This is a genomic window from Streptococcus pseudopneumoniae ATCC BAA-960 = CCUG 49455 (assembly GCF_002087075.1).
Taxonomy (GTDB): domain Bacteria; phylum Bacillota; class Bacilli; order Lactobacillales; family Streptococcaceae; genus Streptococcus; species Streptococcus pseudopneumoniae.
Genome location: NZ_MWSM01000004.1, coordinates 1 through 7508, shown reverse-complemented (window position 1 = coordinate 7508; position 7508 = coordinate 1). Strand labels below are relative to the sequence as shown.

Genomic DNA, 7508 nt, shown 5'->3' with positions numbered 1-7508 from the left:
TTTTGAAAATGATTGAGTATAAAGTAAAATAGATTGCAAGAATGTTGCTTGAATCATTACAAGACAGAAACTTCCCATCTTCCATTCAAATTGATACTCAATGAAAATCAAAGAGTAAACTAGAAAGCTAGTCGCAGGTTGCTCAAAGCACAGCTTTGAGGTTTCAGATAAAACTGACGTGGTTTGAAGAGATTTTCGAAGAGTATGACAAATAAAAAACGAACAAGACCTACTTCCTATCACGAAAGCTAGATCTCATTCGTCAAAATGATATTACCAAGTCTGGTTTATCCATTCATTGAAACGTGAACATGGTCATAGTGGTTTTCTGTCACACTACCGCGGTCTGGCATTGGATTCCAAGTGTTAGCTGGCCCATATTTGCTATCGAATGGAGCATAGAAACGTTGTTTCCAGATGATGTAACTAATGCCGCGGCTGGCCATATTTTGAATAGCGTATTCCGCAATCTTATCCCCTAGTTCTGAGCTTTCTGGTACAATAAAGTCAATAGCCAAACCTTTTCCGTGATCTCCACTGTCTCCTGGACGGTAACCACTAAAGAATGTGATGCCAAACAAGTTGGCAATTTCTTCTTTAAAGACAGCCGTTTGTGGTTGAAGGCCTGCATTTTCAGATTTCGCTACTGCAAGTCCAGCATAATCAGGCGCAGCTGGAGCTGTGTAAGTTGTTGAAACTATCTTCGTCTCTTCTGGTTGATAAGTAGAAACTGTTGGTGTAGCTCCATTTGATGATGCTACTTCTTTTGCTTCTGAACTTGTTGCAGTTGTTTCAGGAGCTTTTTCTTCTACTGGTGTTGTAGTTGCTTCTACTGCTGATTCAGCTTGAGTGCTTGCTTGAGTTTCATCTTTCTCAGCTGGAGTCATTGCCTGAGGAGCTGCTTCTGCAACTGCACTACTTGTTTCGGCTGTTTGCTCCTCTGGGACAGAAGTTCCTGTAGATGGTGTCACTTCTTCTGTAGCAGTCACTGTCTCTGTAACTTCTGAATTTGATGAGACTTCTTTTGGCGCTTCTGCAATTGGTTGAGAAAGATCTGCAACTTGAACAGTTTGATCATCTACAGTCACTTGATTGGTTGTCAAATCTGCTGTCGCAGTTGTCACTTCTTCATTAGAGTCTGCTTGGGGTGTTTGGATTTCAACTTCCGTTACTTCTTCTACTTCATTGACAGTCGTTGTCAAAACAGTTTCTGGGAAAATCAAGTCCATATTAGTGATTTTATTCAAATTCGCAAGAACTGTGACATCTACACCCAAGGCTTCTGCAATTGTGCTCAAGGTATCACCATACTGTACTGTATAACTTGTTTTGTTGTCCGTTTTAGTCAAATCATTTTGGATTTGCTCAACACTACGTGCAGTCCAAAGAACTTCTTCTGCTTGAGTTGCCAATACTGGAGCAAATGACAAGGCTACTGTTGAGGCTAATAATATTCTTTTCTTCATTCTTTCAAATTCCTTTCAAATGAGTACCTGACTATGATAACACAAAAAATGCAGAAAAAAAGCCCTCTCGGGCCTATTTAACAGAACTGTCTATTCCTTGTAACAAACTCGGTTACTTGAAATAGTTTGTTAGGTCTCTGTCACAAAACTGACACAATCTTTTTATCGCTCAGCCTCAAAAATACGGGAAATATCTGCTAAGGCTTGAATCCTGTGATTGCCTTCATAAGTCGACTCTAAAAAATTGATACTTTGAATCCTACTATTCTGGGCAAATTCCACATCCAAAGTTCGATCTCCTATATAATAAGTATTATCAAGATTCAACTGATACTTGTCTATCAGATAGGTAGCTGCTTCTGGACTTGGCTTGCGCGCAAAGCCATTCTGACTGGTTAGAATCTCTGTAAAATAGGATTCCAGCCCCAGATCTCTTAGAATAGTAAAAGCATTGTCTCTCTTATGAGTGTAAACAAAGTTCCGAATCCCTACTTGGTCTGCCCAAGCCAACACTTCACGCGCACCTGGCATTAAGACTACCTGGGTATTCTTTTCAGCCAAACTCTGGGTACGCACCTGATTTAGCACTTCCGCATCTAGCTTTCGCTCTTCTGCTACCTGCACAAGCAAATCTTGCACCGAATACTTGAGGATAAACTCTCTCACCTTCTCCTTATCATAAGGAATAGCAAACTGAGCAAAAGTCTCCTCAATCCCTGACAAAATCGCTTCGTAAGAGTCCAATAAAGTCCCGTCTAAATCCCAAATAAAAGCTGTTTTTTGCATTTCCTATCCTTTCAAGCTCATATAACGCTGGTAACGGTAACGTAGAAATAACCAACGAAAACCATTATCCAAAAGAGTTCCGGCCCAAATACCGGGCAAGCCCCAACCAAGCACAATTCCCATCAGATATCCTGTTCCAATGCGGATACACCACATTCCTATACTTGTCGCATAAAAGGGAAGCCGAGCATTGCCCAAACCCTGCCAGACTGCCGTATAGATGACTGTTCCTGTCGTCATAGGGGTTCCAAGTAGTGAAAAAAGTGTTACTAGAACACTGGCCTCCACCGCTAGAGGATCAGTCGTATAGAGATGAGTTAATGGTACACCCAAGGCATAGATACTAAAGGTCAAAGGCAACATGAGAATCAGAGAAAGCCAAAAGGTTTGTTTGCTCAAACTAGCGACTCTTTTCCAATTATTCTCTCCAACTGCTCGGGCCACCAGCATGACCGTTGCCGTAGCTACGCCAAAGACAGGCATATAGTTAAACTGGGTCAAAACTTCTCCGATTGCATTTCCAGCCACTGCCTCCGTCCCAAAAGAAACAACCAAGGCAATGATCACGACATCTCCAGCCCGCATCATGAGACGTTCTCCAGCTGCTGGTAAAGCCAAGGTCAACAGTTCCTTATCTAAACCAAAAGTTGGCTTCGCATAAGGCAGTTTTAATTGTGACCACAAAATCACAAGACCAACCAAACGAGACAGAATAGTCCCCCAAGCAACACCAGCTATCCCCATATCCAGAACAAAAATAGCTAGACTTGAAAAAAGAATATTCAAAGCATTGGATAAAAGACTCACATAGAGGGGCAGACGTGGATTATGCGTTGCACGAATCAAGGCTCCCAGACTCGTCATCAAACCTAAGAGAACAATCGAACCACCTACCAAAGATAGATAGAGTCCTCCACTTTCGGCCACAGTCTGTTCAGTTCCCAAAAGTCCTAACATCTCTTGCCCAGCGAAAATGGACAAAAATCCTAAAAGGAAACTTAATAGTAAGGTAATCTTCAACGCCTCAGTCACATGGTAGGCTAGCTTAGACTGATTCTTCTCCCCTAAACTCTTTGAAATAACACTGGAAATAGCTGCCCCCAGAGCGATGAAAATCGCCTGGTAAATCGTGATAATATTGCCAGCTACTGATACACCCGAAATAGCTATCAAGCCCAAGTGGGCTACCAAGTAACTATCCACCATCCCCATGAGCATCTGCAAAAAGTTTTCGCCCATAGCTGGCAAGGCAATATTAAGAATGTCTTTATTTTTCTTAAACAATCCGTCCTCCTGATGAAAAGAAACTCAGTTGGTTTCCCAACCGAGTTTACTCCCTCTGTCTTAAAGTCCTAGATAAGCCTCAACCGCTGCTTGCATGTCTGTTGCTGCAACAGTTGTCTTATGACGAACAGGAGCTGTTTCAAGCCCGTCAACTGCTGGCGGCACTGCCACTCCTGAAATATCATGTAATTGAGCCAAGGCTTCAAAGTCGCCAAGCCCTGATTTTCCAGTTACAGCTTCTACTGCAACCACTGGGAACTTGTATGGACTCGCTGTTGAAGCAATCACTGTCTTAGTCACATCGCCAGTAGCCGCTTGGTATTTCTTATAAACTGCCGAGGCAACCGCCGTATGTGGATCCTCGATATAAGAATCTGACTCATAAACGCGCTTGATTTCTGCTGCCGTTTCTTCCTCAGTCGCATATTCAGCTGCAAAGAGGTTAAGAATCTCTGCATCAAAGTCTGTCAACTCATATTGTCCTTGTTTGTTCAAGGCATTCATGAGTTCAGCTGTCTTTTCAGAATCATTCCCCAAAAGATGGAAAATCAAGCGCTCCAAGTTTGAAGATACCAAGATATCCATAGATGGGCTAGTTGTTACCTTAAACTCACGTTTCTTATCGTAAACACGTGTCTTGAAGAAGTCTGTCAAAACATTGTTGTCATTTGAAGCACAGATCAATTTACCAACTGGAAGACCGATTTGTTTGGCATAAAAGGCAGCCAAGATATTTCCAAAGTTTCCTGTTGGTACTGTGAAGTTAATCTTATCACCAGCCACAATCTCACCAGTCTTGACCAACTGAGCGTAAGCATACACATAGTAAACAATCTGTGGTACCAGACGACCAATGTTCATAGAGTTAGCTGATGAAAATTGCAACTTGCTGGTAGCCAATTTTTCACGAAGAGCCACGTCGTTAAACATGTGCTTCACATTTGTTTGCGCATCGTCAAAGTTACCATCAATAGCAATAACATGAGTATTGTCGCCAGTTTGAGTGGTCATTTGCAACTCTTGTACCTTGCTGACACCATCCTTTGGATAAAAGACGATAATCTCAGTACCGGGTACATCTGCAAATCCTGCCATAGCAGCTTTCCCAGTATCACCAGATGTCGCTGTTAAGATGACAATCTTGTTCTCCAAACCATGCTTCTTAGCAGCTGTTGTCATAAAGTACGGCAAAATAGACAAGGCCATATCCTTAAAGGCAATCGTTGAACCATGGAACAATTCCAAGTTGTATTGCCCGTCTAATTTCACCAAAGGCGCAATAGATGGAGTATCAAATTTACTATCGTAGGCATTGTTGATACAGTAGTCCAACTCTTCAGCTGTAAAGTCATCTAAAAATGCTGACAAAACTAACTTAGCAACTTCCTGATAAGAAGCAGCTTTCAATTTGTCAAAGTCCAAATCTACCTTTGGATAAGTAACCGGTGTAAACAAACCGCCGTCCGTCGCCAAACCTTGCAAAATAGCTTGGCTAGCAGTTACTGTATTGTTGGCATCACGCGTTGATTGATAAACTAATGTCATTACTCTCTATCCTTTATCTATAGTCTCTTCCATTATATCATGATTTTTCAGAAAATTCTCCCTTTAGTAAGAGAAATTATAGGCTCAATTCTTCTTTCAAAGGCTGTAGGTAGGTCATTTCTTTCTTATTTCTCATCTTCAGTCCTTCCTCGGCTAGCAGGAGTAAGTCTTTGGAAAATCCAATAATCGCAGTTTCTTCCTGATCTGTAAGGTTTTTCTTAGAAAATTGTCGTCTTAAAAATTTATAATTTCGCCCAAATTCTTTAAAGAAAGATGCTGTTTCTAAGTAAGCTTCTAACTTATCTAAATTAACTAATAATCCCAAGTGAAAGGCAGCAGAAGCGAAGGTTTTATCTAGAGGCTGAGTACACACACTACGAAACTCAACTGTTCCTCGAGTCGTTAAGTCTTGGTACTGGTAACTACGATGAGTTTCAAAATCCTTCTCTTGAGGGTAAATAAGAATCTCATCCCCATTAAGAGCATATGCTTGGATTTCAGATGTAGCCAAATAGTCCCTAGCCTGAATGGGATAAAAATAATAGGTTTGTCCATCACGTTCCGCAGTAAAAATCGCAGAATGATCGAGATAGTCAAAAAAATCATCTTCATCATCAAAAAGTCTAGTATTAACCCCAACATTCTCTGGATAGATGCCATGCATCGATTCTTCCCAGAAGATGTCCCTTGAAATTTTTGTATCCCAATCCGCACCTGTAAACTCAGAATTGGCAAATACATAAGCCTTAGCCGCTTCAATTTGAGTAAAAGCATTAATCACCCGCAAGTAGTTGGTTTTTGAAATATCCAGCTGAACCTGGCTCCCACAGATAAAAGTACCATATTCAGGGAAATGATGTAAATCTGATTTAATAATATTTCTACTCAAATTCAAATAATCCATCAACATCTGATAGCGTGGATAAGCCACTGGACAGTTCTCATTCTTATCCCAGTTAGGATGAATGCCACAGCCAACAATAGCATGATTTGATTCACTTAATTTTCTCTGAATTACATTCATATAATTATTAAAACGATTCTCTACCTCTTGAATCTCTTTAACCTTACCAAACGCAAATTCAATCGTAGTATAGGAAACTTCAAACAAAATAGCATCCTGACTTATCGGATCTACTAACTGGATCAGATTGCCAAAATCATCTACCTTTGCTACGGTGAGATCCAAAGTAGAAACTAAATAATGAAATAGATCCTTTATAACTTCAACATCTGTAGCATCCCCTTCTAAACTTGCAACAGGATACTCCAACTCAATTCCGACAAACAATTCAGGATTTTCTTTAATATTTTTCAAATACCGATGTTTTAATAAATCGATAGAACAAGACATACTCCCCTACACTTTCTTAATCTAAATAAAATTTGAATAACTACTATTATACCAAAAATAATACAAAAAAGGAACGAAGATTAACTACGTTCCTAACGCTATACTATACCGGCGGCCGGGGTCGAACCGGCACGTCCTTGCGGACACTGGATTTTGAGTCCAGCGCGTCTGCCAATTCCGCCACGCCGGCAAATAGTAACTGGGGTAGCTGGATTCGAACCAACGCATGAGGGAGTCAAAGTCCCTTGCCTTACCGCTTGGCTATACCCCAATAATATAAAATAGGCGAGTGATGGGGATCGAACCCACGCATGCCAGAGCCACAATCTGGTGTGTTAACCACTTCACCACACCCGCCATAATTCTATTAACACGGGCAGTAGGAATTGAACCCACACTGAAGGTTTTGGAGACCTTAGTTCTACCTTTAAACTATGCCCGTAAAATGGAAGGGGAGGGATTCGAACCCCCGAACCCGAAGGAGCGGATTTACAGTCCGCCGCGTTTAGCCTCTTCGCTACCCTTCCAAAATATATAAATGGCGCGAGACGGAATCGAACCGCCGACACATGGAGCTTCAATCCATTGCTCTACCAACTGAGCTACCGAGCCTTATTGCGGGAGCAGGATTTGAACCTACGACCTTCGGGTTATGAGCCCGACGAGCTACCGAGCTGCTCCATCCCGCGTTAATATAAAAGGAGGATGTGGGATTCGAACCCACGCACGCTTTTACACGCCTGACGGTTTTCAAGACCGTTCCCTTCAGCCGGACTTGGGTAATCCTCCAAAATAGTTTATACGGGAACAAACCCGTGTCCTCTTAGTGAAAAGATAATGTTTCAATTCTCTAGTAATGGACTAAACACTATGGGCACGAGTGGACTCGAACCACCGACCTCACGCTTATCAGGCGTGCGCTCTAACCACCTGAGCTACGCGCCCAAGTTAAAACTTGGTACAAAGAACAAAGTTCAAAGCGGGTGACGAGAATCGAACTCGCGACAACAGCTTGGAAGGCTGTAGTTTTACCACTAAACTACACCCGCTAAAATGGGAGTTAACGGGATCGA

5 protein-coding genes and 10 tRNA genes are annotated in these 7508 nt (G+C 41.8%); all 15 read right to left on the bottom strand.

The features are described 5' to 3' along the window. Nucleotides 1-287: 287 nt before the first annotated feature. The 15 genes from B4W83_RS00855 to B4W83_RS00785 all read right to left on the bottom strand — a co-directional run bounded on the left by B4W83_RS00855 (nt 288) and on the right by B4W83_RS00785 (nt 7484). Nucleotides 288-1466: a LysM peptidoglycan-binding domain-containing protein gene (locus tag B4W83_RS00855; protein WP_000746062.1), complete on the bottom strand. Its 1179-nt coding sequence runs from the start codon at nt 1464-1466 to the stop codon at nt 288-290. Nucleotides 1467-1628: 162 nt separating this feature from the next. After that, entirely contained in the window at nt 1629-2252 is a 624-nt protein-coding gene (locus B4W83_RS00850) for an HAD family hydrolase (RefSeq protein WP_001172818.1), read from the bottom strand. Between the two features lie 3 nt (nt 2253-2255). Continuing rightward, nucleotides 2256-3536: an MATE family efflux transporter gene (locus B4W83_RS00845; protein WP_000473974.1), complete on the bottom strand. Its 1281-nt coding sequence runs from the start codon at nt 3534-3536 to the stop codon at nt 2256-2258. 60 nt (nt 3537-3596) lie between these two features. After that, the gene (gene thrC / locus B4W83_RS00840; protein WP_000177145.1) at nt 3597-5081 is read right to left on the bottom strand and encodes a threonine synthase; all 1485 of its coding nucleotides are present in this window, start codon (nt 5079-5081) and stop codon (nt 3597-3599) included. 76 nt (nt 5082-5157) lie between these two features. Continuing rightward, entirely contained in the window at nt 5158-6435 is a 1278-nt protein-coding gene (locus B4W83_RS00835) for a glutamate-cysteine ligase family protein (RefSeq protein ID WP_001277928.1), read from the bottom strand. Nucleotides 6436-6541: 106 nt separating this feature from the next. After that, nucleotides 6542-6625, bottom strand: a tRNA-Leu gene (locus B4W83_RS00830). 9 nt (nt 6626-6634) lie between these two features. Beyond that, a tRNA-Gln gene (locus B4W83_RS00825) sits at nt 6635-6706 on the bottom strand. A gap of 13 nt (nt 6707-6719) precedes the next feature. Then, a tRNA-His gene (locus B4W83_RS00820) sits at nt 6720-6792 on the bottom strand. Nucleotides 6793-6806: 14 nt separating this feature from the next. Then, nucleotides 6807-6877 (bottom strand) — tRNA-Trp (locus B4W83_RS00815). A 4-nt stretch (nt 6878-6881) separates the two neighbouring features. After that, nucleotides 6882-6962: transfer RNA gene (locus B4W83_RS00810), tRNA-Tyr, on the bottom strand. 12 nt (nt 6963-6974) lie between these two features. After that, nucleotides 6975-7047: transfer RNA gene (locus B4W83_RS00805), tRNA-Phe, on the bottom strand. Between the two features lie 3 nt (nt 7048-7050). Further along, nucleotides 7051-7124, bottom strand: a tRNA-Met gene (locus B4W83_RS00800). A gap of 10 nt (nt 7125-7134) precedes the next feature. Beyond that, nucleotides 7135-7224 (bottom strand) — tRNA-Ser (locus B4W83_RS00795). 82 nt (nt 7225-7306) lie between these two features. Next, nucleotides 7307-7380 (bottom strand) — tRNA-Ile (locus B4W83_RS00790). Nucleotides 7381-7413: 33 nt separating this feature from the next. Continuing rightward, a tRNA-Gly gene (locus tag B4W83_RS00785) sits at nt 7414-7484 on the bottom strand. Nucleotides 7485-7508: the final 24 nt, after the last annotated feature.